Origin of the sequence: Methanoculleus formosensis (genome assembly GCF_025384765.1) — an archaeon.
Classification (GTDB): Archaea; Halobacteriota; Methanomicrobia; order Methanomicrobiales; family Methanoculleaceae; genus Methanoculleus; species Methanoculleus formosensis.
Map to the genome: position 1 here is coordinate 164,527 of NZ_VHLL01000003.1, position 25,585 is coordinate 190,111.

24 protein-coding genes are annotated in these 25,585 nt (G+C 63.2%); 19 read left to right on the plus strand and 5 right to left on the minus strand.

The genetic code is table 11. The features are described 5' to 3' along the window. Positions 1-36: 36 nt before the first annotated feature. The gene (locus FKB36_RS07355; RefSeq protein WP_261597418.1) at positions 37-708 is read right to left on the minus strand and encodes a hypothetical protein; all 672 of its coding nucleotides are present in this window, start codon (positions 706-708) and stop codon (positions 37-39) included. Here FKB36_RS07355 and FKB36_RS07360 point away from each other — a divergent pair. The 7 genes from FKB36_RS07360 to FKB36_RS07390 all read left to right on the plus strand — a co-directional run bounded on the left by FKB36_RS07360 (position 680) and on the right by FKB36_RS07390 (position 7,111). After that, positions 680-1,702, plus strand: a complete 1,023-nt coding sequence (locus tag FKB36_RS07360) for a PQQ-binding-like beta-propeller repeat protein (RefSeq protein WP_261597419.1) — start codon at positions 680-682, stop codon at positions 1,700-1,702. The genes FKB36_RS07355 and FKB36_RS07360 overlap by 29 nt on opposite strands. Next, complete coding sequence (locus tag FKB36_RS07365; protein WP_261597420.1) at positions 1,699-2,424, plus strand: hypothetical protein; 726 nt, start codon at positions 1,699-1,701, stop codon at positions 2,422-2,424. Before FKB36_RS07360 ends, FKB36_RS07365 begins: the two co-directional genes overlap by 4 nt. A 37-nt stretch (positions 2,425-2,461) precedes the next feature. Continuing rightward, complete coding sequence (locus FKB36_RS07370; protein WP_261597421.1) at positions 2,462-3,208, plus strand: carboxypeptidase-like regulatory domain-containing protein; 747 nt, start codon at positions 2,462-2,464, stop codon at positions 3,206-3,208. Further along, a complete protein-coding gene (locus FKB36_RS07375; RefSeq protein ID WP_261597422.1) occupies positions 3,205-3,762 on the plus strand; it encodes a hypothetical protein in 558 nt (185 codons plus the stop codon). Before FKB36_RS07370 ends, FKB36_RS07375 begins: the two co-directional genes overlap by 4 nt. A gap of 105 nt (positions 3,763-3,867) precedes the next feature. Further along, positions 3,868-5,484, plus strand: coding sequence for a hypothetical protein (locus FKB36_RS07380; protein ID WP_261597423.1), 1,617 nt, complete (start codon positions 3,868-3,870; stop codon positions 5,482-5,484). After that, on the plus strand, positions 5,481-6,023 hold the full coding sequence (locus FKB36_RS07385; protein ID WP_261597424.1) for a hypothetical protein: 543 nt from the start codon (positions 5,481-5,483) through the stop codon (positions 6,021-6,023). The genes FKB36_RS07380 and FKB36_RS07385 overlap by 4 nt, the downstream gene beginning before the upstream one ends. Further along, entirely contained in the window at positions 6,020-7,111 is a 1,092-nt protein-coding gene (locus FKB36_RS07390) for a LolA family protein (protein WP_261597425.1), read from the plus strand. The genes FKB36_RS07385 and FKB36_RS07390 overlap by 4 nt, the downstream gene beginning before the upstream one ends. Positions 7,112-8,229: 1,118 nt before the next feature. Here FKB36_RS07390 and cls read toward each other — a convergent pair. Together cls and FKB36_RS07400 are read right to left on the minus strand one after the other, a co-directional pair. Beyond that, positions 8,230-9,660, minus strand: a complete 1,431-nt coding sequence (gene cls, locus FKB36_RS07395) for a cardiolipin synthase (RefSeq protein WP_261597426.1) — start codon at positions 9,658-9,660, stop codon at positions 8,230-8,232. A 36-nt stretch (positions 9,661-9,696) separates the two neighbouring features. Next, positions 9,697-10,236, minus strand: coding sequence for a small multi-drug export protein (locus FKB36_RS07400; RefSeq protein WP_261597427.1), 540 nt, complete (start codon positions 10,234-10,236; stop codon positions 9,697-9,699). Positions 10,237-10,487: 251 nt separating this feature from the next. On the opposite strand from FKB36_RS07400, the gene FKB36_RS07405 reads away from it, so the two are divergent. Both FKB36_RS07405 and FKB36_RS07410 read left to right on the plus strand, forming a co-directional pair. Next, positions 10,488-10,940 carry a phosphate-starvation-inducible PsiE family protein gene (locus FKB36_RS07405; RefSeq protein ID WP_261597428.1) on the plus strand — a complete coding sequence of 151 codons (453 nt, stop codon included), beginning with the start codon at positions 10,488-10,490 and terminating at the stop codon, positions 10,938-10,940. A gap of 267 nt (positions 10,941-11,207) precedes the next feature. Next, positions 11,208-12,590 carry a sugar porter family MFS transporter gene (locus FKB36_RS07410; protein ID WP_261597429.1) on the plus strand — a complete coding sequence of 461 codons (1,383 nt, stop codon included), beginning with the start codon at positions 11,208-11,210 and terminating at the stop codon, positions 12,588-12,590. 15 nt (positions 12,591-12,605) lie between these two features. Here the strand turns inward: FKB36_RS07410 and FKB36_RS07415 are convergent, their stop codons facing one another. Then, on the minus strand, positions 12,606-14,090 hold the full coding sequence (locus FKB36_RS07415; RefSeq protein ID WP_261597430.1) for an MFS transporter: 1,485 nt from the start codon (positions 14,088-14,090) through the stop codon (positions 12,606-12,608). A 368-nt stretch (positions 14,091-14,458) separates the two neighbouring features. Here FKB36_RS07415 and FKB36_RS07420 point away from each other — a divergent pair, with 368 nt between their 5' ends. The 9 genes from FKB36_RS07420 (at position 14,459) to FKB36_RS07460 (ending at position 23,702) form a co-directional block, all read left to right on the plus strand. Next, positions 14,459-17,179 carry an MGH1-like glycoside hydrolase domain-containing protein gene (locus FKB36_RS07420; RefSeq protein WP_261597431.1) on the plus strand — a complete coding sequence of 907 codons (2,721 nt, stop codon included), beginning with the start codon at positions 14,459-14,461 and terminating at the stop codon, positions 17,177-17,179. A 174-nt stretch (positions 17,180-17,353) separates the two neighbouring features. Continuing rightward, on the plus strand, positions 17,354-17,905 hold the full coding sequence (locus FKB36_RS07425; RefSeq protein WP_261597432.1) for an HdeD family acid-resistance protein: 552 nt from the start codon (positions 17,354-17,356) through the stop codon (positions 17,903-17,905). Positions 17,906-18,120: 215 nt separating this feature from the next. Next, positions 18,121-18,540 (plus strand): hypothetical protein, encoded by a 420-nt coding sequence (locus tag FKB36_RS07430; RefSeq protein ID WP_261597433.1) that lies wholly within the window; start codon positions 18,121-18,123, stop codon positions 18,538-18,540. Between the two features lie 213 nt (positions 18,541-18,753). Then, the gene (locus FKB36_RS07435; protein WP_261597434.1) at positions 18,754-19,122 is read left to right on the plus strand and encodes a DUF5518 domain-containing protein; all 369 of its coding nucleotides are present in this window, start codon (positions 18,754-18,756) and stop codon (positions 19,120-19,122) included. Between the two features lie 174 nt (positions 19,123-19,296). Continuing rightward, complete coding sequence (locus tag FKB36_RS07440; RefSeq protein ID WP_261597435.1) at positions 19,297-19,494, plus strand: SPASM domain-containing protein; 198 nt, start codon at positions 19,297-19,299, stop codon at positions 19,492-19,494. A 342-nt stretch (positions 19,495-19,836) separates the two neighbouring features. Next, complete coding sequence (locus FKB36_RS07445) at positions 19,837-20,229, plus strand: hypothetical protein (protein ID WP_261597436.1); 393 nt, start codon at positions 19,837-19,839, stop codon at positions 20,227-20,229. 415 nt (positions 20,230-20,644) lie between these two features. Continuing rightward, complete coding sequence (locus tag FKB36_RS07450) at positions 20,645-21,478, plus strand: potassium channel family protein (protein WP_261597437.1); 834 nt, start codon at positions 20,645-20,647, stop codon at positions 21,476-21,478. A gap of 800 nt (positions 21,479-22,278) precedes the next feature. Beyond that, the gene (locus tag FKB36_RS07455; RefSeq protein WP_261597438.1) at positions 22,279-22,815 is read left to right on the plus strand and encodes an LURP-one-related/scramblase family protein; all 537 of its coding nucleotides are present in this window, start codon (positions 22,279-22,281) and stop codon (positions 22,813-22,815) included. Positions 22,816-23,138: 323 nt separating this feature from the next. After that, complete coding sequence (locus FKB36_RS07460; protein ID WP_261597439.1) at positions 23,139-23,702, plus strand: DUF1269 domain-containing protein; 564 nt, start codon at positions 23,139-23,141, stop codon at positions 23,700-23,702. 27 nt (positions 23,703-23,729) lie between these two features. Here FKB36_RS07460 and FKB36_RS07465 read toward each other — a convergent pair whose 3' ends face one another. Continuing rightward, the gene (locus tag FKB36_RS07465) at positions 23,730-24,245 is read right to left on the minus strand and encodes a hypothetical protein (RefSeq protein ID WP_261597440.1); all 516 of its coding nucleotides are present in this window, start codon (positions 24,243-24,245) and stop codon (positions 23,730-23,732) included. Between the two features lie 437 nt (positions 24,246-24,682). Between FKB36_RS07465 and FKB36_RS07470 the strand changes: the two genes are divergently transcribed. Next, the gene (locus FKB36_RS07470; RefSeq protein ID WP_261597441.1) at positions 24,683-25,585 is read left to right on the plus strand and encodes a DUF308 domain-containing protein; all 903 of its coding nucleotides are present in this window, start codon (positions 24,683-24,685) and stop codon (positions 25,583-25,585) included.

Sequence of the window (25,585 nt, forward strand, 5' to 3'; positions counted from 1 at the left end):
GGAAGCATTACTTTTACGTTTTGCCGGCGCCCTTTCTTACCCGGCTTCAGGGAAAACCGGGGCTCGCGAGTAGACGGCCGGCACAGAAACCGTATATAATCCCGCGCCCCATCTCCCACTATGATGGAGGGAGAGGCGCCTGCGCCGGTGCCGCGGCGGCGGATCGCCGCCATCCCGGTCGGCACCGGACTCCTTGCCGGGGCGGCCGTCCCCGGGGTGGTGGGAGCGCTCTCGCGGTGCTGGAGCGCCCTGTCCGCCTACAACCAGGGCCTTCTGGGGGTGGGGATCACGCAGACGTTCGTCTCGATCCTGCTGATCCTCTTCTTCGCCGGGTTCCTTGCGGCATGCGCGAGCACCGCCTCCCGGAGCGCACGGCTCATCTCCGCCCTCCTTGCCGGCGCGACCGCCGGAGTCGTCGCCCGGACACTCCTCTTCGCGGGCGACCCCGCCTACCTCCTCCAGTCGCTCGCCGCGGCCCCGGGGCAGGTTCTCCTCCTCGTCGGCGGCGCGATGCTCGTCGCCGGGCTCGGGGGGCTGGTCGCGTCGTTCCTCGACTCTGAGCGGCCGTACCGCGACCTTCTCCCGGTGGCGGCGGTCGCCGTCGCGTTCATCGTCGCCCCGCCGCTCACCGCGATGGCCGGGATCGCCGCAGGCGTCATCCCCTCCGCGCCCTACTCCGGTGGCGCACCCGGCACCGGAGACCGACATCCTGATCCTCAAGGTCTCCGCCGCCGGGGATATCAAGTGGGAGGCGCGGGTGGATATCGACGCTTACGACCGGCCCGACGTCCTCGCCGAATTTCCGGGCGGCTACGCCCTCGCGGTCACGGAGTACGGCCGGGAGGGGAGCACGGCGCATATCCTCACCTACAACGAGCACGGGGACGCCCGCGGTCGGATGAACGCCGAAGTCGGGTTCGGCCGTGTGACCGCGCTCGTCCCGGCAGACGGCGGCGGGTTCCTGGTAGCCACGGAGATGCCCGGGCTCGTCCGGGTCGGTGCCAGGGGCGAGGTGCTCTGGGAACGGTCGTTCGCCGGCGAAGACCAGGGGATGGTGCCCGTCTCCCTCCTCGCTCAAAACGGCCAGTACGTCGCGGCGTGGGAGGATAAGGTCGCCTGCTTTGACGAGAACGGCACCCGGATCTGGCAGACCGCGCTCGACGCCGCGGGCGGTATCGGTTATCACCCGGTCTACCCGGCGCCGGAAGGTGGTGTTCTCGTATTTGCAGAAGGGCCGGACGTCTTCTCCGGGGATCGTTTCGAGGTGTACCTGCAGGCCGTCCGCCTGGACGAGAACGGCACCGTCCTCTGGACACAGGACTTCGGGGGCGAGGAACTCAACGAACTCCTGGGTGCCCGGGAGACGGCGCCGGGAGAGTTCGCGGTTCTCTACCGGTCGGTGACCCACTCCGGGAACTTCTGGGGCGGCACTGAACGGGTCAGCCACGGCCACCTCGCTACGCTCAACGACGACGGCGAGGTGACGGGCCACCATGCCATCGAGGGCAGCGGCGGTGCCATGATCCCGGCAGAGAACGGCTACCTCTCTGTCACCGCCGCCGGTGCGGGCTCCACGCTCGTCGGCAGGGACATCACGGGCCACGAGGTCTGGCGGCAGGAGCAGCCGATCGACCCCTACTCGTTCCGGGGCATCGGCACGGCAGACGGCGGCTACCTCATTGCCGGGAGCGTCGCCGCATGAGAGACCGATGGCTCGCTATCGGCATCGCCATCGTGGTGATATTCGTCTTCTGGCGTGCCTCCTACGTCCCGCCCGGCTACGAGATGATTCACTACGAGACCGTCCCCGTCCTCCCGGCAGAGCGGTACAACCCCCCGTTCATCGAGATCTGGGAAGCGATGGAGCGCGAGATCCCGTTCGAGAACGAGACGGCGAAGTCGCCGCTGCTCGTCATGGAGTTCGATAGGAACGGCTCGTTCACCTACATCCAGTTCGCGTTCTTCGCCGATATGGAGGGGGAGGCCTGGGTCCACTCCGCCTTCGTCCTCCAGAACGGGAGCGCCTACCTCTCGTCCCAGCGACTCGACTACCGCCCTCCCCACGCCCATCCGCTCGGAGCTCTCGCTGCCCTCGATGAGATCCCGTTCGACCAAATCTCCTATGGCACGAAGGGAATGAATTTGAAGGTCTTCTACCACGAGCAGAACCGGACCTACAACGACACCTACAAAAACATCTACGCTGTCGAGAACGGCACCCTCCGCCCGCTGGAGTTCGTCTCCTTTGCCACCACGGAGGTCTGGAACACCATCGAGATCTACCCAAGGGACCCGCCGGACGGAAACCGGACGCCGACCGCCATCGACGAGGACCCGCGGGCGCTGGTCGTCTTTCCTCCACGGGAGATCGCCCTGGCGGAGAGGGTTGTGTACGCGGAGACGGACGGCACAGAAAAGGTATAAATGACCCGTTCCAATCGTTCATTCAAGGAGCCGGACAATGAAACGAAACCTCTGGATGATCCTCTGTATTCTCGTGCTGATATCGGCCATAGCCCCGGCGGCGGCCGGGGAGGAGCCGGTCGAGACCTCGACGTTCCTCTCGGTCACCTCACCGAAGCAGTACGAGATGGTATGGAGCGATCTTGTCCCGCCCGAGGTCACGGTCGTCGGCCGGGCCGAGGCCTCGAACGGGATACGGGACGTGGTGGTCGAGAGCAGCGTCGGGAAGGTCTCGTGCGGGAACGCGACCAACTTCTCCTGCACCGTCCCGGTCGCGGAGGGGAACGAGACGATCACCGTGACTCTGATCGACAGCCTGGGAAAGACCTCTGAGGCGGCGCTGCACGTCTACGTCAACGTCGATATCCCGCCGCCGCCGTGGATCTCTGTGATCGGGACGGTGCGGGACGCCGACGGTCGGCCGGTTCCGGGCGCAACGGTGAGGTTCGAGTCCGCCCTCCCGCTCGCCTGGGGACCGCACCCCGTGACGACCGGGACCGCCGACGACGGCGGTTACCTTATAGCGAACGCGTTCGGTTACGGACAGAACATATCGGTCGAGAAGGAAGGCTACCTCCCCCTGCACCGGGAAGTCGTCTTCGAGAACACTACCAACCGGCTCGACCTGGAACTGGAGCCGGAGCCGCCGCAGGCCCGGATCGCGCCCGGGTTCTCCGCCGGGATGGGCATCCTTGCGCTCGCGGGAGGGCTGCTCGCCGCCCATGGGGCGAGGCGGGAGAGGTGAACCGCGCATACCGGTTCGGCGCGGCTGCTCTGACAATCGTTGCGGCGGGACTGGTCTTCGCGTTCCTCGTCCCTCCGGTTCAGCTGACCGAATACGATGCCACCGGTGACGAATTCAGGAAAACGGCAATATTTCTGCATGACGGGAGGGAGGTCTTCCCCGTATCGGTGCTTAACGAACCGCTCCCCGCTTCCGGCCGGGCACGACTGGTTGTCGAACTCGGGGATCGTGCAGGGATGCGTATCGAGAGCGTGACGATCGGCATCCGGGGTTCCACGGAGGCATACCTGGAGGCTCTCGGCGGCGATTCCCCGGTTATCCGTTTTCAGCACGCAACCGACGGCGGATACGGGAGCATTCTTGAGATCCCGGATACGGGGGTTCAGGGCAACGGGGCGATGATGATCCCGTTCCTCCTCGCCTCACGCGGGACGGAGAATCTGACAGTCGATGTCAATGCACAGCTCTCGGAGACGACCTTCCCGTGGCGCCGGTTCGTGGCCCGGCACCAGTTCGATGTCCGTGGGGAGACGGACGGCACAGAAAGGATATAAAGCCTTCTCCCAAACTGCTCTCGTATAGACCTCCCGTTGCGCTCATGAGCGCCTCAACCCAAACCCCGAGAGGAACAGGCGTCCCGGGAGGCCGGAGTCGATCCGATGAAATATCTTTACGTTATTCTTCTTCTCTGCCTGCTTCTCCTCCCTGCGGCGGCGGCCGAAACCCCCCGCCCAGCCGAAAGCCCGGTGGAGGCGCCCGTCGACCGGCTTGAGATCGACGACGCGGTGAAACAGGCGTCACCCTACTACGTCATGCTCGCCGGGACGGAAGACGAGCGGGAGAACCTGCTCGGCTACATTGATCGCTCCCCCCGCTCCGTCGAAGAGAAAGAAGCGATGAAGGAGTCCCTCCGCGAGATCTGGGAGAAATACCCGGTGGTGCGCGAGACCGGAGATTCGGTGACCCGGATCGCGTTCGACCCGGCGGCGGGAGAGAACCCGGTCCTGACCGACGAGGAAAACACCCGGCTCGCCGAGATTGCCCGGGCCATGGCGGAGGCGTTTGCCACCGAGCCCACGGGCACGCAGGCCACCTGGTACGACCTCTCCATCTGGCTGATCAAGACGGACGGACAGGGGAGCGAGGCCTGGAACCGGACTTACCCCGCCGGGGATAGTGCGGACGTCGCGGCGGTGCTCCAGGCGGACGACGGGGGATACCTGATCGCCGGAAACACCGGGTTCCGGGACGCCCTGCTGCTCAGGACGGACGCCGACGGCAACGAAGTCTGGAGGAAGACCTATGGCGGGCCGGACTGGGACAGCGTGCGTGCCGTGGCCGCGACCGACGATGGAAACTACGTCGTCGCCGGGAGCACCGGATGGACGCCGGAGAAGGATACGCGCAGCGCCTGGCTCTTCAAGGTCGCGCCGGACGGCCGGGAGGTCTGGAGCCGGACGTTCCCGGGGGACGGGCTCTTCTCGACGGTCGCCATGACCGGTGACGACGGGTTCATCCTCGGCGGGAAGAGGACGTCCGGGACCGACAACGCATGGCTGGTCAAGGTCGACCGCGACGGGAGAGAGGAGTGGAGCCGGTCCATCGGCGGCAACGGTTCCGGGCTTGTGGACAGCGTCATATCGACCCCGATCGACAAAGGCTTCCTCGTCGCGGTGAGGAACCCCTGGGAAGCGGATCGTTCCAGGACCGCCGTGCCCATCCGGGTGTTCAAGACCGACCCGGCGGGGGAGGTTCTCTGGACGAAGACGCTTGACGGGATGGACGGCGGCACCGGCGCGACTCTTCTCGAGGTGCCCGGCGGAGGCGCCGTCGGTTACCTCGTCGCCGGCGGGGCATTCCGGCCCGGAAGCGACCTCCCCGGCCCCTGTCTCATCAAGATCGGCGGCACCGGGAATGTCGCCTGGACCGTGACGCCGGAGATCCCCGGCATCTTGGTCACGTCGGCGGTCGCGCCGTCTCCGGGGCAGTATGCCTTCACCGGCACGGTCTACGCCGGAGGGCCGCACGACGGGTGGCTGGTGCTCCTGGACCATACGGGGAACGTCACCGTTGCGCACTCGTTCGGCGGTGATGCGACCAACGATATCTCGGCCCTTGCGGCGACGGACGACGGCGGCTATGTCCTCGCCGGCACGACCCGGTCGTTCGGGGAGAACGGGTGGACGGCGCCCGCCCGCGCCCCCGGGTTCGGGACGCTCGCGGCGACGGTCGCCTGCGGGATCGCGCTCCTGTGCCGTGGGGTGAGGCGGGGATGAAGGCCGGCCCGCTTATCGCCGCGAGCGCGGTCTTCTTCTTCCTCTGGGTGATCATGCCGGTGACGCTCGCATCCCATGGCTCCATCGGCCCGGGGAGTGTGATATTCCTGCTCTCGCTCATCTCGCTCGTCGGGTCGGTTGAGTTCCTGCGCGGGATGCGGCGGGAGTCGTCCCGGTGGTTCTGGGGCATTCCGTTCGCGGCCGTCTGCACCGCACTTCTGCTCTGGACGGGTATCACCGAGTGGGTTGTGTTGGATCATCCCGGGAACCCTGCCTTCCAGATGACGTTCTTTCTCCCCCCGGCCGCGGCACTGCTCCTCTGCTCCTTCCCGGACGACTGCCGGGCGAGGCTGCGGATACCGACCGGCGTCGTCGCGATCCTCGGTATCGTCTCGCTCTTCCTTGCCTCTGGTGCGTTCTTCATCCCCACTCCCGTGCCCGCACCGGGCGTCATGGAGTTTGTCGGACCCCTGTATGCCCTCCTCCTCATGCCGGTCGTCGGGCTGATCCTCATCGTGGCGGGGGTAGCCTGCCGATGAAGCCCGGCCCCCTCGCGCTCCTCCTCGTCCTCGCCTGCACCGCCGGGTGCCTCGGCACCGCCGCGGATCCGCCGCCGGCGGACGAGATCGCCGCCCGGTTCGTCGCGGCAGAGGGACAGGCGGAAGACTTCTCCGCCACCGTAACGATATCTGCCGGTTCCGAGAACGTCACCGTCAGGCTGTTTCAGAAAGGCCCCGGGTGTTACCGGCTCGAATACCTGGAGCCCGCGGAGATCGCCGGGACTGTCGTCGTCTCGAACGGCACGCGGAAGTGGCGTTACGACCCGGCGACCCGGACGGCGCTGACGGTCGCCGGGCCGTACATGGCCGCCGCCTTCTCCGAACCGCCCTACCCAGGCTGGGCGGAGGAGGTCCGGGGGTACACGAAGACGGTTGCGAAACCGCTCTCGGAGCAGAACGCCTCATACCGGGATAGCGAGACCATCGACGGCCGCACCGCCTACCTCCTTGAAGTCGCGGGGGATGCAAAACTCTTCGAGGCTCCCACCCGGTATCGCAAGGCGGTGCACCGCTTCAAAGTACGGATCGACGCCGAAACCTGGCTCCTCCTCGGCGTCGAGATGTACGGGAGGGAAGGAAACCTGATCCTCTCCGCCCGGTATACCGACCTCTCGGCAAACACCGGGCTCCCGGACGACCTCTTCGTCGTCGACCCGCCGGCCGGAACCACGATCCGGCCAATGCCGACGGCCGCGATCACGCCGCTCTTCTTATCGAGCATCGACGACGCCCGGCACTATTGTGTGGAGATGCCGTCCTCCCTCCCGGAGGGGTACGTCTTCAGGGAAGGGGCGCATCTCCCCGGCGGCTACACCACACTCCGGTTCACGGACGGCAGCAACGACCTGGAGGTCGTGCAACGGCTCTACGACCCCTACCGGGAGGAAAGGGTGCTCCCCGGGACGCCTGAGGCGGTGCTCCTCTCCGACGGCCGGGAGGCCGAGTACGTCTCCGCCGGCGGGAAGGACCAGCTCCGCTGGCGTGCCGGCGAATACTCCTACCAGGTTACGGGCGCCATGCTCGGCAAAACTGAACTCGTGCGGGTGGCGGAATCGATGGTGATGTAGAGGCTGCGCCGGTTCCGGCAGACGTTCTCTATTGAGGGCGAACACCAGAGCGCTGACGCTACAGAGCTAAAATAAGAACCACCGCGCCCTGAGAGCGCGTGGCTTCCTGTCCGGACAGGCCTGCACCATGGGGCGTGTATGGGGACCGGTCTCCGCGGCACGGGAGATGCTTTACATCTCCCGTGCCGTTCCCCTCTCTGGAGACCGGTGGCCTCCTGTTTCCCCTCCTCATACCTGCCAGTTGACCAGGAGGCGACGTTGTGGATTGAACTGCTGATGAGACACCTGATGTTGGAATGAGACGTGATCTGATATTGTTATCCGGTAAGTTTGTAACGATCGCCTGAAGGATTGCGATGAGATTGTTAACGGGCATCGCCCTGTCTAACAGAGAACACCGTGCCAACAGGCAACAACTCTAAGACCTGCCTTATGATAACTCTTTCCATTCATCATTTTAACGATATCGCCTTTATTTTGAATAAATAGTAATATAACGCGATTATTGAGGGTGAATGGCCTTTCGCCGAATCCCGTGACGGCACCTCTAAATACCACGACTCCCCGGGGGCAGAACGGGCCCGTGCTCCCTGCGTTCGCCGCCGTCCGTACCGGTTCAGGCACCCGGTCTTGTATCCCCGGGTAAAGGAATGACAGCCAGGAACCTCAAGTGTTCAGGAACAGCGGGTCTGCGCGGGCAGCCCGCTCCCTCCTTGCGGGCCTGATCCGGGATGGTGCGGCGACGGTTCCCTGCACCGCTCTTCTTCTCTCCCGCCCGGGGGACTGCTTCAGCGGCGGATTCCGGTATGCCCGTAGTCCCGCCGGAGTCACCGTTTAGATGCCATGGTCCTGTAATCGCGGTGTGGCCTGAATTCCGCTGATAGACGGCTCCTCGCGTTGCGCCGGCCGGTTCGGGAGCCTCAAAGATGGTGGAGTCCGGCGCTCCTACCGGGCAAGGATCTTCTGCTTCTCCTGCTGGAACTCCTCCTCATGACCATATACTCGACAGGACCAAGAGACATCGTGCGCCTCCGGAGCAGGATGCCGGTTCAACTATATATCTCGTTCTGTTACCCGGCCTCTCCGGCGGACCGGGCAGTGCCGGTGTCCTCCCCTCCTCACCCGAGGGGCGAAAACAGCCGCGATATCGACTCCTTGAACCTGATCCGGCGGGAGCGCCTGCCGTACCGTTCCGGCGTCAGCTCGGTGCTCAGGGCGAGGTCCTCGATAAAACGTCGTTTCAACTCCTCTCCGACGGCCGCATCGTAGAAGAAGGCGTTCGCCTCAAAGTTCAGCCGGAAGCTTCGCACGTCCCAGTTTGCGCTCCCGACCGATCCCGCTTTCCCGTCCACGACGACGGTCTTTGCATGGATGAAGCCGTTGTCGTAGGTGTAGACCCGCACGCCGGCGTCGAGCAGGTCGGCGGCGAAGGAGAGCGTCGCCCAGTAGACGAAGGGGTGGTCCGGCTTGCAGGGGATCATCAGGCGGACATCGACGCCGGAGAGGGCCGCGAGAAGCAAGGCGTCCGAGATGCTGTCGTCGGGGATGAAGTAGGGGGTCTGGAGGTAGACGGACTCGCGGGCGGCGTTGATCAGCTTGAGGTAGCCCTCTTTGACCGGGTTCCAGCGGGTGTCCGGGCCGCCGGAGACGATCTGGACGGCAGTGGTGCCGCCGCCCTCCGGGTCGGGAAAGTAGACCGGGTCGGCTCTCAGGTACTCGCCGGTCGTGAAGTTCCAGTCGAGGAAGAACCGGAGTTGCAGCATCTTCACGGCCTGTCCCGTGATCTTCACGGCAGTATCCCGCCAGTAGCCGAGAGGGCCCCTGCCCAGGTACTCGTCCCCGATATTGAACCCGCCGATGAAGCCGATCCTGCCGTCGATGACCGCGATCTTTCTATGGTTGCGGTAGTTGATCCGGTAGACCGAGGGGAAGAAGACGCCGATCCGGCCGCCTGCATCCGTCAGTTCCCGGAACGCAGCCCGCGACCCTCCCCCGGCCCGTGTCCCCAGGGCGTCGAAGAGCAGCCGGACCTCTAACCCCTCCGCTGCCTTCGCGGCGAGCACGTGCACGACTTCCCGCCCGAGTTCGTCGTTATTGACGATGAAGTACTCCAGGTGGATATGGTGGCATGCGTCCCGGATTGCGGCGAACAGGGCATCGAACAACTCGCTTCCGTCCGTGTAGATCTCGACCCGGTTGCCTTCCGTCAGGAACGCACGGTTGCGCCGGAGGAGTGCGAGAATGACGTCGCGATACCGTTCCGCTTCCGGGTTGGAGAACCGGTGCTGACTTTCGAGAAATCTCCGGTGCTGCTCCTCGAAGATCGACCTGAGGGTGGCGTCGTCCTTCTCCTTGAGGGTGAACAGCCGCTGCCGGGTGTAGTTCTGGCCGAGGAAGAGGTACAGCACGAACCCGACCAGCGGCAGGAAGAAGAGCACCATCAGCCAGGCCAGGGTCGCCGTAGGGTTTCTCCGCTCAAAGAAGATGACGACGATCGCAAAGAGGGTGTTGAGGAGGTAGATGACGCCCGTGACAAGCGGCCAGTCCATACCAACAATCCCGAGCATATTATCCCGCCGCCCGCATCAGAAGACCACCCGGACCAACCCGAGCGCCACGAGCAGGAGGAAGCCGGTGACGAGGATCCATCCCAGCGTGACGAAGAAGATCGACTGGAGTTTGCTCCACCGCAGAAGCCACCCAATGACGACGCTGGTGTAGAGCCCGATCACCGGGAGCGCAGGAAGGATGATGAGCGTGACTGCGCCGTACCTCTGCAGGATCGGGTACCGCTCCATCTTCGCCTCCGTGCTCTTCGTGAAACGCCTGACTCTCTCCGACTGCTCGGCAAATACGTCCAGGATCTCGTAGATGGCAAGGACGATCCCGAGTTCAACGAACGTCATGACGGCGAGGATGAATGCAGGGTGCAGGCCGAGCCCCACGCCGACGAAAGCGGCGTTTGCCTGGAGAAGGAGGGTGGAGACGATCAGGGAAAAGACCCTCGCGGTCGGGACGGAGAGGAGAAGGCCGAGGAGCACGGGTATCAGGGTGGCGACGACGAACGCGATGGCGATTGCCCGAAACCCCTTTCGGATCCCATCAATCGCCTTCGATCGGTCCATTGTTTCACCCGAACGCCGGGAGAGGGACGAGCCCCGGAGTTCTTGCAATTCCGGCGTGCCATAGGGTGCGCACTGTGGTATATGAACCTTGCCCCGGGCATTTCGTGCCATGCCCCCCATGCATCTGCGGCAATCGTGGTGATGAAGGCCACTCTGCACCGCATGAAACCGGAAGACTGTGACAATCCCGGGGAAGGAAAGCAGCGGCGTTCACGATATATATTTATACGGGCTTGCAGGATGGCCTGTGCATGCGTCCCTGGCTGGAGTTGTTTGAGCGTTTTACCTATATCGTGCTCATGGCCTTCCTGGTGGTGGTACTGCTCTTCGCACTCTTCGAACTGGGGTGGCTGTTGTTCACAGGGCTGTTCGAGGGTCCTATCTACCGGCTTACCAGCCAGAAGCTCTTCGACCTCTTCGGGTACTTCCTGCTGATCCTCATCGGCCTGGAACTCCTGGAGACGATAAAGGCCTACCTCGACAGGAAAGAGTTCCACGTCGAGATCATCATCCTCGTCGCAATCATCGCCATTGCGAGAAAGGTCATCCTCCTCGGTTCGGCGACCGCGGGCGAGCTCATCGGGATCGCGCTGATCGTCATCGCCCTTTGCGGCGGCTACTACCTCATACGCCGGGCGGGACTGCCGCGTTCTTCCTCGCCGGACGATCTCGTTCCCTCATCTGGAAGGCGGGAAGAGCCGTGATCTCCGGCGGGGCGGAGACCCTGCACCCCGCATCGTCTCCGGCCCTGAGAGGACGCGGTCCCCGTGAGGTGGCGCAGGTATAAATACCGGAATTGCAACTGAACGCGATGACATCCCCGGCAATCTCCGGTGACGGAGTATTCCTGTTATTTCACGAAATTGCCCTCTCTCCCGCGCCCTCTCTCCACGACCCGATGGTGAACCCCTCTCATCCCGCCCCTCCATCCCGGGTTCGGGAGAGACCCCCCGGCGGGGTGGAGGGGCCCCATGACCTCTGAACCCGGCCGTGTCACGGGGTTCGTCCTCGTCGTCGCCGCAATCGCCGCCGTTGCCGGGATTCTCTTCGGGTTCGATACCGGCGTCATCTCCGGGGCGATCCTCTTCATCAACGAGGAGTTCAGCCTGACAAGTGTCATGACCGAGGTGGCGGTGAGTTCCGTGCTGATGGGCGCGATCCTCGGGGCGCTCTTCGGGGGGCCTCTCTCCGATCGGGTGGGGCGCCGCACCTCCATCCTGGCCGCATCGGTGATCTTCATCGCGGGCACGCTCGTGGTCGTTCTCTCCCCCATCTTCTCCATATTCATCATCGGCAGGATCCTGATCGGGATCGCCATCGGCGTCGCATCGTTCGTCGCGCCCCTCTATATCTCGGAGATTGCGCCGGAGAGCATCCGAGGCGCCCTTGTCTCGCTCAACCAGCTCCTGATAACGGTCGGTATCCTGATCGCCTACGGCGTGAACTACTCCTTTGCGGCGGCCGGCAACTGGCGGGCGATGTTCCTCGCGGGCGTGATCCCGGGCACGGTCCTCCTGGTCGGCATGTTCCTGATGCCCCGGAGCCCCCGGTGGCTGATGTTCATGAACCGTCCCGCCGAGGCCGCAACCGTCCTCAAAAAGATCCGCGGCACCGCCGACGTATCGGACGAACTCGGGGAGATCGAGAAGAGCGTGAGGACGGAGGGGGCGGGGACGTTGTCGGACCTGGTCGCGCCCGGTGTTCGGCTCCCGCTGCTCCTGGGTCTCGGGCTCGCGGTCCTCCAGCAGGCGACCGGGATCAACACCGTCATCTACTACGCCCCGACCATCTTCCAGTTTGCCGGACTCGCGGAAGCGACCGCCTCGATCGCCGCGACGGTCGGGATCGGCGTCGTAAACGTCCTGGTGACCCTCATCGCCATCCGGCTCGTCGACCGGGCGGGGCGCCGGCCGCTGCTCCTCTGGAGCCTTGCCGGGATGGGCATCGCCATGCTGCTCCTCGGGGCCGGGTTCGCCCTCGAGAACAGCGGCGCCGGAGGGGCGGCCGTCTCGCTCGGGCAGGTCACCGCGGTGAGCCTCATCATCTACGTCGCCGCCTTTGCGCTGGGCCTCGGCCCAATCTTCTGGCTGCTCATCGCCGAGATCTACCCGCTCAGCGTGCGGGGACTGGCCATGAGCCTTGCGACGGTCACGAACTGGGCCGCGAACTTCCTCATCGCGGCGACGTTCCTCTCGCTGGTGGACCTGATCGGGGAGTCGGGGGTCTTCCTCCTCTACGCGGTAGTTGCCCTGCTCGCGTGGTTCTTCGTCTTCAAACTCGTGCCGGAGACGAAAGGGCTGTCCCTGGAGCAGATCGAGGCCTACTTCCGGTCCCGCGGGCGTCCGGGCGGGTAACGGGAGGGCCGCCGATCAGGCAGGTTCGGGCTCCGGGCTCCGGGGCACCGGACTCGCGGGCAGCATGAACGCGGCTGCAAGGCCGACCAGAGCAAACACCACCAGAACAACCAGGGCGAGGGCGTAGCCCATGTTCCCCTCAACAAGGCTGGAGACGATGACGGTGCCCGCGATGGCCACGCCGAGCGAGGAACCCAGGTTCGAGACGCTGCGCGAGAGGCCCGATATCTCCCCCTGGTCTTTCTCGGGGAAACTGGACTGGACGACGTTGACCGAGGATGTCAGCATCACCCCGACGCCCAGGCCGACCAGAAAAAGGCCCGGCACGAAGGTAAGGACGTTGGACGTCTCCCGTACCCACAGCAGCAGGAGGAGCACGCCGACGACCGTCACGATGAACCCCGCCCGGATCAACGTTGCCTGGGCCCGCCTCCGCGCCAGCCTGGCCGCAGCCATCGAGGAGAGCAGGATGCCGATCGTGGCCGGTGTCAGGACCAGGCCGGTCTCGATCGCGCTGTAGCCCCGCACCGTCTGCAGGTAGACCGACACCACGAACGAGAGCCCCATCAGGACCAGCCACTGGGTGTTCTGCGTGATGAGGCCGAGGTTCGATGTGCGGTTCTTAAACAGCCTGGTGGAGAGCAGCGGCTCCTTGCCCGCCCGCTCCATAGACCGGATGTGCCAGAAGAACCCGGCTAGCAACAGCAGTCCGATCAGCACAAAGACCCATACCGGCGATATGCCGCCCTGCGGGATCACGACCGTATTCCCGACGACAAAGTCCTGGCTGGCCGCAAACCAGCCGTAGGTCGAGGCCTGCAGGATGCCGACCACCACGAAGAAGAGTCCTGCCGCCGAGAGGATGGTTCCGACGATGTCCAGACGGGGTTTTGGGCCCTGCACGCCCGGGTCGACGATCTTCCGGCTCTGAAGGATGACGATGGCGACCACGAGAGCCTGCACGACAAAGGCTGCCCGCCAGCTGATCGCGGTGGTGATGATCCCGCCGACCAGCGGGCCTGCGGCCGCTCCGATGCCGCCCGCCGCACTGATCGCGCCGAAGGCACGGGCGCGTGAGGTGAGGTCGGGAAAGAAGACGGTTGCGAGGATGTAGACAGGCGGGATCAGCAGCGCGGTCCCGATGCCTTCGAGGAGCGAGTAGCCGAGGATCAGGATCCCGATCCCCGGCGCCGCTGCCGCTACCAGTGCTCCCACCCCGTAGACGAGCAGGCCCCGCCTGAAGAGGTACGTGCGGCCCAGGATATCCGTCAACTTGCTGCCGGGGATCATCAGGGCCGCCATGGTGAGCGTAAAGACGGCGATGGTCGTCTGGACACCGCTGACCGTCGTCCCCAGGTCGGTGGCGATGTTGCTGATGGCCACGTTCATGTTCGAGGCAGCGTAACTGCAGATGAACTGGGCCAGCGCAAGCGGCAGGAGCACACCCTGCGGGGCTGCCGCTGGTGCCGGAGGAGCCGGGTCTGCGGAGTTGGTCATCATGTCAGCCCTCGATTCGATGCATCAAACGGAGAGGGTGTATATAAATACAGCAGACCGCCGTTCCCGGATGGCAGTGCATCGCCCGTTCGAGAAGACCGGGCGAGCGGCCCGGCGGTAGCGGCAACGGGGCCTCCCGGTCTGCCTGCCGCACCGGCCGACATCCTCCAGTTCTGCTTCCTCATCCGGTCTTCCCGGACGGCCTATGAGGCGAAACCCCCGGATCCCGCATACACAGGGGGTGAAACGCCGCATGATGCAATTGGGGTAACCCGGAATTCAATTCCCCGATAAATATAATATGTGATGGATGGTCTGGCTTGCGCATGACACCTGCAACGTTTGTACCCGGCACATCCGAGGGGCAACGGATGCTCGAGATCCGCGCCAGCGGTATCCCCTGGCGTCGGTGGGGGCCCTACCTGAGCGAACGGCAATGGGGGACGGTGAGAGAGGATTACGGGGAGGACGGCAACTCCTGGGCCTACTTCACGCACGACCAGGCCCGGTCCCGCGCCTACCGGTGGGGGGAAGACGGGATTGCCGGCATCTCCGACGACGCCCAGCGCCTCTGTTTTGCGCTCGCTCTCTGGAACGGCGTCGATCCCATCATCAAAGAACGGCTCTTCGGTCTGAACAACGGCGAGGGGAACCACGGGGAGGACGTGAAGGAGTACTACTACTACCTCGACAACGCCCCGTCGCACTCCTACATGAAGTACCTCTACCGGTACCCGCAGGCGGCGTTCCCGTACAACGACCTTGTCGAGACGAACCGGCAGCGCACCCGGTATGACCTGGAGTACGAGCTCATCGATACGGGGATATTCGACGGCGACCGCTACTTCGACGTCTTCGTGGAGTACGCGAAGGCAACGCCTGAGGATATCCTGGTGCAGGTCACCGTGCATAACCGCGGTCCGGAGGAGGCATCCCTCCACGTGCTGCCCACCCTCTGGTTCCGCAACACCTGGTGGCAGGGCGGCAGTGCAGAGAAACCGTCCCTCAGAAGGGCGGAGGGTCCGCCGGGGACCAGCGTGATCGCGGCCGGCCACCCGGATCTCGGGCCGCGTTACCTCTCCTGTGAAGGCGCCCCCGTTCTGCTCTTCACCGAGAACGAGACCAATACGGAGCGCCTCTTCGGGACGCCGAACGCCACGCCGTTCGTAAAAGACGGCATCAACAACTACATCGTCGAAGGACGCGCCGATGCCGTGAACCCGGAAGGATCCGGGACAAAATCCTGTGCGCACTACCGGTTGACCCTCGCTCCGGGGGAAGTGCAGAGGATACGGCTGCGGCTGAACCAGACCCCGCGCTCCGGGGAGGAGGCGCCGTTCGGGAGCCCCTTTGAGAACGTACTCGCAGAGCGGCAGAGGGAGGCGGACGCGTTCTACGAGAACATCACCCCTCCGTCGGTCGGCCCCGATGCGGCGAACGTGATGCGCCAGGCGCTCGCCGGGATGCTCTGGACGAAACAGTACTATCTCTACGAGGTCGACCGCTGGCTCCGCCAGCACGGCTCGGATGCCGCCGCAGGCCGGCAGATCTCAGTCCGGAACACCTCGTGGTTCCACATGGTGAACGCCGACATCATATCCATGCCCGACAAGTGGGAGTATCCCTGGTATGCGGCATGGGACCTGGCGTTCCATACCGTTGCCCTTGCCATGGTGGACCCGGACTTTGCCAAAAACCAGCTCGACCTGATGCTGCGGGAGCGCTACCTGCACCCGAACGGCCAGATCCCGGCTTACGAATGGAACTTCAGCGATGTCAACCCTCCCGTGCACGCCTGGGCCGCCCTGTTCATATACCGCACGGAGAAGGAACTCCTGGGCACGGGGGACGTGGGGTTCCTGGAGAGAATGTTCCAGAAACTGCTGATGAACTTCACCTGGTGGGTGAACCGCAAGGACCGCACCGGCCAGAACGTCTTCGAGGGCGGGTTCCTCGGCCTCGACAACATCGGGGTCTTCGACCGCAGCGCTCCTCTGCCCACGGGAGGATACCTGGAGCAGGCCGACGGGACGGCATGGATGGCCCTGTTCGCCCAGACGATGCTCGACATTGCCGCCGAACTCGCCGTTCACGATCGGGTCTACGAAGAGATGGCGACCAAATTCTACGAGCATTTCGTCTGGATCGCGTCGGCGATGAACAGCATCGGCGAGAACCAGGAAGGCATGTGGGACGAGGAGGACGGTTTCTACTACGACCTCCTCCGCCTGCCCGACGGGAGCGCAACCCGCCTCAAGGTGCGGTCCCTGGTGGGACTGCTGCCGCTCGCCGCAAGCACGGTCTTCACCCGGGAGATGATCGAGCAGATGCCAGGCTTCGTGGAGCGGGCTCAGTGGTTCAACCGGTATCATACGCGTATGGCGTCCACCGTCTCCAGCATCACCCGGCCCGGCGTCGGAGGCAGGCTCCACCTCTCGCTGCTCACCGAGGAGAGGCTGCGAAGAGTTCTTGCGCGAATGCTGGACGAGAACGAGTTCCTGGGCGACTACGGGATCCGGTCCCTCTCCCGCGCACACCTGCACGACCCCTACATCTTTTACCAGGACGGGCAGGAGCACCGGGTGCAGTACCTGCCCGGGGATTCCGATACGGGTATGTTCGGCGGGAACTCCAACTGGCGGGGGCCGATCTGGTTCCCGGTGAACATGATGCTGCTCCGGGCGCTGTTGAACCTCTATGCGTACTACGGGAACGACTTTACGGTAGAATGCCCGACGGGGTCGGGGAACCGGATGAACCTCTACCAGGTGAGCGAAGAGATTGGACGGCGCCTGACCCGGGTCTTCCTCCGCGACGAGAGCGATCGGCGCCCGGTCTTCGGCTACGCCCAAAAGTTCCAGGACGATCCTCACTGGCGCGACTACCTCCTCTTCTACGAGTACTTCCACGGGGATAACGGAGCCGGGATCGGTGCCAGCCACCAGACCGGGTGGACGGGGCTCGTTGCCCGGATCATCCAGTTGTTCGGGTATATGAGCCCCGAACAGGTGCTCGGGGAGGAAGCGCGCAGGCTCGTCTACAGGAAGGAGGGATCTCTCCCCCAACCGGTAGAGGGACCTGCTGCCAGGTAGTGGGGATGATTACGGCCTGCCCGGGAGGTGCCGCGGACCGTGGATGCACGGTTCGCGATTCACCTTCTCCCGCAAAACCTGCCTTCGTGACGGTCGGCTCCCGGCAGAACCGGGGTCCCGGGGTGGCTGGGATACATATATATGGTGACAGTGAGCCCTCCGCGTGGTGTTGTCATGGTTAACACACTGTCTGGCGCCGGTTCCGTTGAGTCCGGCACTGCTATGGCTCCGTCACGCTGGCCTGTGCTGCTGCTCGGCATACTCGCGGTCCTCTTTGGCGTTCTCTTCTTCATTTACCCGATCCCGACGCTGACGCTCCTCGTCACGTTTCTCGGTTTTTACTGGCTGTTCAACGGTATCGTCGCGTTCATCGACCTGTTTCGAGACAAAACAGGCCGGGGCTGGAAACTGCTGGTCGCGATCCTCGGCATCCTTGCAGGCGTCCTTGTGCTCGCCTATCCTCTCTACAGCGCTGTTCTCATCCCGTCCGTCCTTGCCATCATCATCGGCGTGGAAGGGCTGATCATTGGAGCTGTCTACACGGTGCAGGGGTTCTCCGGTGCCGGGTGGGGAACCGGGATCCTCGGCATCCTGAGCATCATCTTCGGCCTGGTCCTGATCGCAAACCCGCTCGTCGCGGCTGTCGGCCTGGTGCTGCTCCTTGCGGGACTCGCCATCGTCGGCGGCATCGCGGCGATCGTCGTTTCGTTCCGACTGCCGGGGTGACTGGAGAGAGGGGCCGGATGGCATCCCTGGCGTGGAGGCACGACCTCCCCCTCTCTTTGCCCGTAAAGAAGTGTATCCTGCTACTGTACTCACCGGTATGGGGGCGTGCGGGAGCGCCGTGTGTGGTACCCGGTTCGCCGCAATATATTGGGATAATTTTATATAAGTATCGTCATCATTTGGCCCAGGGCAGTCATCCTGCCCGGGAGATGGATATGAAGAAAATGGGGGTGCTATTCATCGCGCTGGTCCTTGTCCTGGCCTGCGCCGGTGCCGGATGCGTCCAGCCTTCGGAGCAGGAGGCGGAGGCGCAGCTCTGCCAGAGTCTCACAGACCTCGGAGCAGCGCTTGAGAGCATGGAGAACACCAGCCTGAGATCCACTGTCGGAGATATCCGGGATGGACGGGACCAGGTCCAGTCCGCCATGGAGGGTGTCAGGGAGTCTGCGGGCCAGGTCGCTAACATCCGGGTCGACGATCTCAACGCGGCATACGAAAACCTCAACCAGGCCGTGGAAAACCTCCCCAACGATGTGACCGCCATTGAGGCCATTCAGACCATCCGTCCGCAGATACAGGCCGTCCGGACTGAACAGCAGAATATTTACGCAGACCTGAACTGCACGGCGCAGTGAGCGCCGCGAGGGTTGGGTTGCAGCAGGAGACGTGAAGAGCGACCCGGCAGGTACCCGGAAGGAACGGTGGCCGGGGATGGGGGTCATCGACTCCCATACCCGCCGGATGCACATATTGCGGCTGTAGATGGAGATCTCAGTGTGAATACTCATGTTCTTGCCCCGCAGCAGCATCTAATCGAGCTCGCGCGGGGAACCGGGAGAGGATGATACATGCCGGAGGGAGATCCGCGGGCCTTCAGGGCCGGGGTGGTTATCGGGCTCATTGTCGCACTCGTCATCACGTACCTGATAGCGGTCGGCGGTGCGTTTGTCGGGGGTCTTGTTGCGGGCTGGGTTGCCGGCGGAGGAAGAAGAAAATCCAGGGAGATCGGAGGAAGAGCAGGTGTGTATACGGCCCTCCTGGATGCGCTTGTCCTGGCAGCGGTCGTTGCGGTGCTGGGCATCGAAGCCGCTCCGGGCGATCTCGCCCTTCTTCGCTTCCTCGGTTCGACGCTCATCATCACCCTGATGTTCTTCCCGGTCCTCGGTTTCGTCGGCTACCTGGGAGGAGTGCTGGGGGGTGCCTTGAAGGAGCGGTGAATGCCTGAGCGGTTCGGGATATGAGGAGGATCCATTCTTTCGGCGAGGCATGGTCGATTACGCCGGAAACAGGCCCATTTCCGGTTTTTCAACGCCTCCAGGCGGTGCAGCGGGAACGAGGTCGGCCGATGAGCGGATCAAGATTGTCCTGAACTTCGACTGGGCGCTCGCGGGATGGCAGGGACGGTCTGCGTCTTCGCCCCTGCCTGCGGCCCTGGCGTGGCGCTCGAGCATACCGGCGACCTCGGCTCCTGCGACCACTTCGTCGAACCGGACCACTTCCTCGGTAACATCCTCACGACACCGCTGGTCGATTTTGTGAGTTCGGAGAAGCTCCGAACCGTGAGCATGAGGCCCCTCGCTGGCGAATGAACGATCATGACGATATGATCTGGAGGATGCGAAGGGATATATGGCTAGATCCGCGAATTACGACCTTTCTATCCGGCGGTTTCCTCATCAGATAACGTATATATACGGGATTAAATATTACTGGCCTATCCCCTTCCGCATCTCGTACGCCGTCAACAGACATTGCCAGGGCATCAGTGACCGCTTGACTGGTCACCTCGAGTGAGCATCTCTCCTATTGCATCGAACCTCCGGCAGATGCAGGGGTGGCTATCGGGAATTACGCTTCAATCTGAGGTATACCATGGCAAACCGGGCGATTGTCCCCGGCGCCGGGTAGTATCTCGAAAAGGAGAGAATGTAATGACGGAATATGCAGAACGACCCCTCGGGGTCACCATCCTGGCTGTACTGGCCGGAATTTTAGCGGTAATCAATCTTATCATCACGCTGCGGTTCCTGGGATTCTTCCCCTGGCTGGGACTGCTGGACACACGCATCTTCAACCTCTGGTATGCGCTGGTCTACGGCCTGCTCGCCTACATCTGGTTCTGGGTTGCCCAGATGCTCTGGCGGGTTGATCGCCAGGGCTGGATATTCCTGCTGATCATCACGGTCTTCAACCTGCTTCTGAGTTTCACCACAATGCTGACCGGCGGTGCATGGTATGACAATAACATTGCCGTGCTCCTGAACGCCCTGATCCTGATCTATATCATGCTGCCGGGGGTGAGGAGGGCTTTCGGGACGGATTGAGGCCTATAGATGGGAAAGCGATGAGTTGTGAAATGAAAAGAAGAACGAAGCCGCCCGCGACGCCGCATAGTACATCCTTGAGGCACGCTTAAGCGATGCACGGGCTGCCGAGGATGACGAACTCGACGGGGAGGCTCACCGAAGTGCGCGAAAAATACGGCAGGCCCCCCTGGCATCATCCCCATCATGCGGGACGATAGGGCCTTCGGCGAGGTTGGAACCTACCATGTCCGCCGGAAGATGCGCGATCTCGAAACGCCGGAGATAAACAGACCGGCGTCCGAAGGCGTTTGATTGGTCAGTAAAGGCGACCCGGGACGAGCCCTGTCCCTGCAGGAGACGAATAGTGCGCCGAAAAATGATGACTTTCAAGAATGGTGAGGGTATCTCATGCACCGTACGTACGGAGTCTTCTATGAAGGATGAGTCCGAATATCCTGTTGAGTTCAAGGGGTCGGGTTATGAGGGGTTCATCCTGCTCCTCTCCGTCCTGTCAATCCTCAATATCATCTTTATCATCTTCCCCGGCCTCAGCCTCAATGCGGCCCGGGTTGTTCTCATCGTGGACCCCGTCCTATCGTTTATCTTCCTGCTGGACTTCCTCTTCCGGTTGCTCACGGCCGAATCGAAGGTGCAGTATTTCCTCCGGAATGTGGGCTGGGCGGATCTCCTCTCCGTGGCGCCGGTTCCCGGCATGAAGTTCTTCCGCCTCTTTCGGATTGTACACGACGTCCGGCTGATACGCACGTTCGGGACCGAACGATTACGGTATGAGTTCTCCGAACGGAGGGCGGAAGGAGCGCTCTTCTCCGTCTTTTTCCTCATCATTCTCCTCATCGAGGTGAGTGCCGTGCTCGTGCTCGATGCGGAGGGGACTGCCCCGGACGCGAACATTCGGACGGCGGGAGACGCACTCTGGTGGGCGTACGTTACGATCGCGACGGTGGGTTACGGGGATGAGTACCCCGTCACCGCACAGGGACGGATCGTGGGTGTCATCCTCATGACCGCGGGGATAAGCGTTTTCGGAACGCTCGCCGGGTTCCTCTCGAATAAGCTGACGGCACCCCGGAGGATGCCGGCGGAGAAGATTACATCGGTGCAGGGCAAAGAGCAAGGGACAGCGAACGAGCTTCGGGAGATGCTCGCCCGCCAGGAGGAGATGTATCGGGAGATCGTCACGCGGCTCGAGAAGATCGAGCAGGCGTTGGAGATCGGGAAGGGCGAAGAGAATGAGCGGCTGCCGTGAGCGGTCGGCCTGCACGAGAACCTTGAAAGCATTTTCCCGCCCCGCCCGCCCGCAACCAGCCCAAAACCATCTCCGCCCATGTCGAGATGCCGACGGGAGGGGCAGAGGGCGTCCTCTTCGCTTTCGGGACGCATTTCGGCGGCAATGCCCTGTGCAGCATCAGACACCGCCCGGAAAATTCGAGCTCGCCGGGATCGGGAAACTCTTCCCGCCAGTCCCAGCAGCCTTCCCCAGGTTCTCCCGGTGAGGGGCTCATGCCCGTGGATAGAATAGAGGTCGTCCCAAAAAGATCTCCGAACCTTCGGTATACCCTAACCGGAGCCCTTAATTCCCAGGTATCCGCCATCTGAGCCACATTCTGAGCCAGGGGGATGAAACGGCTTCCCATTGGGTATCGCCACACGGGGGAGGGTCCGGGAGGGGGTGTCCCCCTCCCAGCAATAGCGTTTTGGGACAACTTCATACACTGCGTATGTTTAGCCGGGCACTGCGCGATCTGGAACGGTGCCCAAAAACGAAATCTCCGTCGTCTCCTGCTCATGGACGCCGGCATCCCACAGGGCTTCTTTCTCCGGACAGTTTTGCATCGTTTCGGTGCGGTTTGCCGATCTCACCACTATAGTTCCAGGGGGATTTATTCTCACCGACAAATATAATTGCACCATAATATAATCGACGCTGGCAGCTGTCCGCCCCGGCGTATCTCACCCGCTCGATCACCGGGCTTGCGGCGACCCGGGCCCGGTGAGCCGGAACGGGGTCGTGGGGACGACGGCTCGACGGTATATGAGGTGATATCCATGATGCGAAGGAGAGCAGAAGGCGGCCCGCGAGGGCGCGAAGAGGCCGGCGGGGCACACCGCTATAAGATGCACGAGAAACTCGTCTCCATCGGGGACGACTACTGGATCGAGGACGCGGCCGGAGAGCGGGCGTTCAAGGTGGACGGGAAAGCGCTCCGCGTGCGGAACACGCTGGTCATCCAGAGCAGGGAGGGGCAGGACCTCTACACGATCCAGGAGCGGATGCTCCGGATCAAGGATACGATGGAGATCGAGAAGGGCGGGGGCGGCACGGCGGCGACGATCAAGAAGGCGCTGATCGCGCCGCTCCGGGACCGGTGGACGGTCAGTATCCCCGGAGGGGAGGATTGGGATGTCCAGGGGAACATCCTCGACCACGAGTACCATATCGAGGCCGGGCGGCGGGAGCGGGTTGCCGAGATCTCGAAGAAGTGGTTCCGGGTCCGGGATACCTACGGCGTGGAGGTGGAGCCGGGGCACGACGACGCGCTCGTCCTCGCCGTGACGGCGGCGCTCGACCAGATGGCGCATTAGGCGGCTATTGGAGGAGGAAAGAGCGAAGGGCAGTCAGCAGGGCCGTCGCGGCAGCAGGGCTGAACACGGAGCCCGATTGGGGGACGGTTCTTATCATGGCGAGTATCCGGATATTCGGGCTCACCGGAATTATATGCTTATATTTTTATGCCTGGTGGCCTATCGGAATCCTGACCCGCCGCCGGTCTGCGCACTTCCGGAGAGAGACGCAAAGCGTGCAGGTAGAAGCGTTCTATCGATGCAGTTGTATTGCGGCAGGGGGGGCACTGGATCACGGGGTGCAGGCAGGCAACCCATGCAGTTTGTTATAGGAGGCATAGAATATGGCTGAAGTTATGTATGGACCGATGCAGCTCCTGGTCATCGGGTTCAAAAACCCGGACTTCCACGGCCAGATCCGGCAGGTGCTCGGCTCGGCGATGGAGAAGGGCGTCATCAGGCTGATCGATCTCCGGTTCGTATGGAAGGACGCAGACGGTAACGTCAAGGGGATGGAGGCGACACAACTCGACGATGTGGAGCGGGAGCGCTTCGGCGCCGCCGTCGGCGCACTCATCGGCCTTGGGGCCGGCGGGGAGGAAGGCGTACAGGCCGGCTGGGAAGCCGGCACCACGGCGGCCGCCCGGCATACCTTCGGGATGACCGAGGAGAACGTCCGGAAGATAGCGAATATCATCCCGAACAACAATGCCGCCGCGATCTTCCTTATCGAGCACATCTGGGCGAAGGACCTCAAGCAGGCGCTCCGGGATGCCCATGGATACCTCATCGCCGATGGTATAGTCACACCGGAAGCCCTCGTGCTCGCCGGCGCGGCGCTTCGGGGAGCGGTCGAAGCGGCCGAAGCGGAGGAGCAGAAGAAGCCGATCGCGGCACCTGCTCGCTGAGGGGGGCCGGTATCGGCTCGCTTTTTTTTATCTCTCTGCCTGGAGGCCAAGGGCAACAGCGATCTCACCGAGGGCGGCCTTTTCCGGATCGCTGAACGCAACGCCGTGCTCTTTGGCTGCCAGGGCCACCTTTTCGCCTATCTGCAATAACCACCTCTTATAGGACTCGGCCTCGTCCGGCGGTACCGTAGCGAGAGCGGTGGCGGCGGATCTGCAGGCTGCAATGGTCCTGCTCCTATACCCCATCTGATCCTGTTTCATCAGATTCTGCTGCTCTTTGATCAGCTCCCCGGCCCGGGGTTGCATGCCGGCAGAGACAAGGCCGACCAGTTCGCTTCCGCTCGCCGCTGCCAGCCGGGGCGGTTCTTCTAACATGGCTCTGGTCTCGCCCCATGCACCCAGGAGAGATGGTGCTGCGGCCATTACTGTTATGGAAACCGCGTACGGCAGGCTCTCAAGGTTCTTCCAGTCATCGTCTCCGAAATACTCCCTTATGGGCATGGACCCTTCGACGCTGTAACGGAATATAAAGAGATCTCCCAACGGGTTCTGTTGCCCATGCGGGACGCCGGAACCGCAGGTCTGCTATCGGGCATCCTTGTGATCATCGTCTCCGCCGGGGCCACGCTATCTTCCGGGCTGCAGGGATTCGTGATCCGGGAGTAACCGCATGGGGTCGCCTGCATGCAACGAGTCCCTGCATCTGCCTCCGGGTTCCTGAAGGCGGGTATGGGTCCGGCACGCTTTCATTAAGCCCTTAAGTCCTCAATGCCCCCGGCTTTGCGCCGCCCCCCGGACACAGGGATTCTATGACGAGAACTATAATCCTCAACGCCCGGAGATAGTGTTATGAACCCGGCCGCCAGCAAATCGATGCATCTACGGATCTCTGTATAGCAGCACGGTTAATCCGGAGGGGAACAACTCCAATCGGTACCGGGAGATCCTGAGACGGGACCGGGTGATGAGGAGGGGCACGGTTGAGCACGCTTGAGTCGTATCTCGATGCGTTGCACCAGGGGGTCTTTCAGGTCGTCGTACCGAAGGCCCTGGTGACCGAGCCGCTCGAGCCGGGCTGGAAACGGTCCGCCATCAACGTACCGAGTCCGGGGACGATCGCGAGTTACCGGAGGGGTCAGTACCATGCTCACGAGACCGCCTCGGAGTATCGTGTCCACATGGACAGGTACGACCCGGAGAAGAGCCTTATTATGCATCTGATCGACGACGCCCCTCTGGTCCTCATGATCCACGAGACGATGGAGACGATCTTCGTGACGGGCGGAGATGCGACCCGGAAAGATCCCCGGCAGCGCCTTCTCGACCAGCGCGTGAGCTGGAAACTCCAGATGGGCCTCGGTGCGGTCCTGCTCGCGATAGGCGCCGTCCTCCTCCTCCTGGCAGTTGATGAGACCATACTCTTCTTCACCGTGATCCTGCCCTCCCTCGTCCTCATCCTCGGTCTCCTCACGATCGTTGAGGGCGTCCGGGGGAGGGACCATAAAGAGCGTGCAGGCAGGGAGATCGTCCGGGGCGGTATGCTTGCGGGCGCCGGTCTCGTTCTCTTCGTCTTCTGGAAACTCTACCTCGTCCTCATCCTGCTGACCCTCATGGTCTGGTTCCTGTCGAGCGCTGCCGTCACGCTGCTGCGGGTGGTCCGGGAGCGCCGAAGGCTGACGAAGGGGTTCTGGTATACTCTTGGCCTGGGGGTGAGTTCGCTCGCACTCGGGCTCCTCGCAATCACCCTGCCCGACGAACTGGTTGAGATCCTGCTCGCCCTGCTCGCCGGGCTCGTCCTCATGGCGGCCGCGTTCACGCTTCTCGATGCATGGGGGTTGCGGAATGTCGCCCGCCTGATGGAAGCGGGCGGGGCCTGCCGGTGA

Bases quoted from the DNA above. Each gene is read 5' to 3' on its own strand.
- FKB36_RS07435 (WP_261597434.1), top strand. From the start codon at position 18,754: ATGCCGGAGGGAGATCCGCGGGCCTTCAGGGCCGGGGTGGTTATCGGG.
- FKB36_RS07380 (WP_261597423.1), top strand. From the start codon at position 3,868: ATGAAATATCTTTACGTTATTCTTCTTCTCTGCCTGCTTCTCCTCCCT.
- FKB36_RS07450 (WP_261597437.1), top strand. From the start codon at position 20,645: ATGAAGGATGAGTCCGAATATCCTGTTGAGTTCAAGGGGTCGGGTTAT.
- FKB36_RS07365 (WP_261597420.1), top strand. From the start codon at position 1,699: ATGAGAGACCGATGGCTCGCTATCGGCATCGCCATCGTGGTGATATTC.
- FKB36_RS07355 (WP_261597418.1), bottom strand. From the start codon at position 708: ATGTCGGTCTCCGGTGCCGGGTGCGCCACCGGAGTAGGGCGCGGAGGG.
- FKB36_RS07430 (WP_261597433.1), top strand. From the start codon at position 18,121: ATGAAGAAAATGGGGGTGCTATTCATCGCGCTGGTCCTTGTCCTGGCC.
- FKB36_RS07455 (WP_261597438.1), top strand. From the start codon at position 22,279: ATGATGCGAAGGAGAGCAGAAGGCGGCCCGCGAGGGCGCGAAGAGGCC.
- FKB36_RS07400 (WP_261597427.1), bottom strand. From the start codon at position 10,236: ATGGACCGATCGAAGGCGATTGATGGGATCCGAAAGGGGTTTCGGGCA.
- FKB36_RS07425 (WP_261597432.1), top strand. From the start codon at position 17,354: ATGGTTAACACACTGTCTGGCGCCGGTTCCGTTGAGTCCGGCACTGCT.
- FKB36_RS07410 (WP_261597429.1), top strand. From the start codon at position 11,208: ATGACCTCTGAACCCGGCCGTGTCACGGGGTTCGTCCTCGTCGTCGCC.
- FKB36_RS07445 (WP_261597436.1), top strand. From the start codon at position 19,837: ATGACGGAATATGCAGAACGACCCCTCGGGGTCACCATCCTGGCTGTA.
- FKB36_RS07420 (WP_261597431.1), top strand. From the start codon at position 14,459: ATGCTCGAGATCCGCGCCAGCGGTATCCCCTGGCGTCGGTGGGGGCCC.
- FKB36_RS07440 (WP_261597435.1), top strand. From the start codon at position 19,297: ATGGCAGGGACGGTCTGCGTCTTCGCCCCTGCCTGCGGCCCTGGCGTG.
- FKB36_RS07405 (WP_261597428.1), top strand. From the start codon at position 10,488: ATGCGTCCCTGGCTGGAGTTGTTTGAGCGTTTTACCTATATCGTGCTC.
- FKB36_RS07390 (WP_261597425.1), top strand. From the start codon at position 6,020: ATGAAGCCCGGCCCCCTCGCGCTCCTCCTCGTCCTCGCCTGCACCGCC.
- FKB36_RS07370 (WP_261597421.1), top strand. From the start codon at position 2,462: ATGAAACGAAACCTCTGGATGATCCTCTGTATTCTCGTGCTGATATCG.
- FKB36_RS07460 (WP_261597439.1), top strand. From the start codon at position 23,139: ATGGCTGAAGTTATGTATGGACCGATGCAGCTCCTGGTCATCGGGTTC.
- FKB36_RS07415 (WP_261597430.1), bottom strand. From the start codon at position 14,090: ATGATGACCAACTCCGCAGACCCGGCTCCTCCGGCACCAGCGGCAGCC.
- cls (WP_261597426.1), bottom strand. From the start codon at position 9,660: ATGGACTGGCCGCTTGTCACGGGCGTCATCTACCTCCTCAACACCCTC.
- FKB36_RS07385 (WP_261597424.1), top strand. From the start codon at position 5,481: ATGAAGGCCGGCCCGCTTATCGCCGCGAGCGCGGTCTTCTTCTTCCTC.